Source organism: Endozoicomonas sp. SESOKO3 (assembly GCF_024606255.1).
In genome coordinates this window covers 1-2,416 of record NZ_JAHHPR010000780.1, presented here as the reverse complement: position 1 = coordinate 2,416, position 2,416 = coordinate 1, and the positions used below count along the sequence as shown (strand labels likewise).

The 2,416-nt window shown below is 46.2% G+C and carries 2 protein-coding genes and 1 pseudogene; 2 read left to right on the top strand and 1 reads right to left on the bottom strand.

The window, feature by feature from the left end; genetic code table 11:
• Together KDK18_RS13700 and phoR are read left to right on the top strand one after the other, a co-directional pair.
• Window positions 1-92 (top strand): annotated as a pseudogene (locus KDK18_RS13700) (DNA-binding response regulator); the annotation flags it as partial.
• A gap of 41 nt (window positions 93-133) precedes the next feature.
• A complete protein-coding gene (phoR, locus tag KDK18_RS13695) occupies window positions 134-1,453 on the top strand; it encodes a phosphate regulon sensor histidine kinase PhoR (protein WP_257255492.1) in 1,320 nt (439 codons plus the stop codon).
• Between the two features lie 189 nt (window positions 1,454-1,642).
• Here the strand turns inward: phoR and KDK18_RS13690 are convergent, their stop codons facing one another.
• Window positions 1,643-2,065, bottom strand: a complete 423-nt coding sequence (locus KDK18_RS13690; protein ID WP_257255491.1) for an H-NS histone family protein — start codon at window positions 2,063-2,065, stop codon at window positions 1,643-1,645.
• Between the last annotated feature and the right edge of the window lie 351 nt (window positions 2,066-2,416).

Here is a 2,416-nt window from a genome sequence, read left to right as displayed (position 1 = left end):
TACGACGTTTGCGAAAAGCGTTGGGTGATAATTACGAAGCTTTTGTGCAAACTGTTCGTGGTACCGGATATCGTTTCTCAACCAGGGTGTAAACTTTCTATGCTCGTTGGTCAGGCCCCTGGTCGGGAGTAATATGACAACAATTTCAAAAACCCGTTTGCTGAGCCGTATGGTTGCTTACTTGGTTGTTGGGTTTTCCCTGGGCTGGCTAATTGGAGAACCTTTTTTAGGGCTCTGTGTGGTGATGGGAGGTTATTTTGTCTGGAGCTTCCGCCAACTTTTCAAACTACTGGTCTGGCTGAATGATCACAAGGCCAGGAGCAAAGAACCCCCTGAGAGTAAAGGGTTCTGGGGTGAAATTTTTGATGGTATCTATCGATTACAGAAACAGCACAGTCGCTCCCGGCAAAAGCTGGCCGGAGTGATTGAGCGCGTTCAGGAATCAACTGCTGCGCTTAATGACGGTGTTGTGATGATCGATAATCAGAGTAACCTGGAATGGTGGAATCCTGCTGCTGAAAGCTTGATGGGTCTGAAGACGCCTGACGATAAAGGGCAATTGATTACCAACCTGTTGCGTGATCCAAGGTTTGCTGACTACTTTGAGCAGGGTGGTTATCAAAAAGCTCTTGAGATTCCCTCTCCTGTCAATCCGGATTATCAACTGCAATTTAATATAACGGTGTATGGCAAAGGCAATCGTCTGATGACCGTGAGAGATGTCACGCGTTTGAATCAGCTGGAGGTCATGAGAAAAGACTTTGTTGCTAATGTTTCTCATGAATTGAGAACACCGCTGACAGTTGTGTCCGGGTACCTTGAAACCATGCTGGACAGTCTGGGCCCCGATTCAGGCCTGCCTCCTGTTTGGGAGAAAGCGCTAAACAGGATGCAGGAACAGTCACTGAGAATGCAGAATCTGGTGGCAGACCTGCTGTTGCTGTCCAAGCTGGAGTCGGCCGAAGCTCAGGCAGATGAAAACGGGGTGCATCTTAAAACCATGCTGAACAGCATTGTTGAAGACGGGTGTGCACTCAGTGGCGAAAACCAGCATCAGATTTCACTGGACTGTCCTGAAGATGTCTTTTTGGCTGGCAGTAGCAGTGAGTTACGCAGTGCCTTCTCGAATCTGGTCTTTAATGCTGTGCGCTATACACCGCAAGGTGGCAAGATACATTTGCGCTGGTGGCAGGATAAGGAAGGCGGACATATGATGGTGAAAGATAACGGTGTCGGTATTGACCCCATGCATATTCCCAGGTTGACTGAACGTTTTTACCGGATTGATAAAAGCCGTAGCCAGAGTACCGGAGGAACAGGACTCGGGTTGGCTATCGTCAAGCACGTCATGCTAAGACATGGAGGCAAACTCACTATCAGCAGTCATCCGGGGAAAGGCAGCCGTTTTGTTTGCCATTTCCCGGCAAAATGCCTTGAGCTGGAACACTCATGAAAAAAGCATAAAAGGAGTGGTAGCTCCTTTTATGCTTTTTAGCAGACCACCAAAAAACGATTAATCTTCTGATGGTCTCGTCATTCGAATGGTTTGTTTCTCAGAGTCTGTTACCCTGACTATTGAATGATGTCTGTATTCAAGAAACAGCGGACTGGAGGCGAGTCTGAAATCCTGAAAACGGTCGACTTATTCTTCTTCAACCACGCAGTCCAGACGCTTCTTGCCGGTGCGGTCCAGGTAGCTCTGGAAGTCACGTGGCAGACGGCCTGTGGTAGAGCCATCCCACTGAACGGTGTCTCCCGCTTCAGTCCGGTATTCAAAAGTAAATCTCTGGACATTACGACGACGTTTTGGAGCCGCTACTTCCAGGTGGTCCAGATCATCCATTGAAATGCCACGCTCAGCCATGATTTGCTTAACGGCTTCAATGCTTTTCAGTTTGGCTTGACGCTCTTCGTCAATTTTATTGCGGGCTTCAACTTTCTCCTGCAGTACGTCCTGCATTCTGGAGATGATACGCTCAAGATCTTCAACATGAACATCTTTAAACAGAGAGCGGATCCGTGCTTTACTGCTCAGGCGGTGATGAATTTCTTCAAAAACGTTCATTCAAGGAACTCCCAATTCAGGCCAAATCGGTGGGGTATTAATGATTTTCAACGATGAAAGTGCCTATTTATACAGGAAGCTTTAAATTGATGGAAGCATTTAATGTGCTTTTATGACCTATTCAAATAGATTTAATAACATTTTATGAGTTGATAGGGGCGATTGTACAATAGATAAACAGTTTTGGGTCAATCAGACGTGCTAATGAATTGAATGGTTTTGACTTGATATTGCTTATTTCTTAAAGAACCAGATAGCTAGCTGTGCATTTGGCTCTTTAAGAGTATCGTTATCGATTAAATCTCAGGCTATGGACGTAATCCCCTTTTTTTGCATCGAACAGGAGGTGCA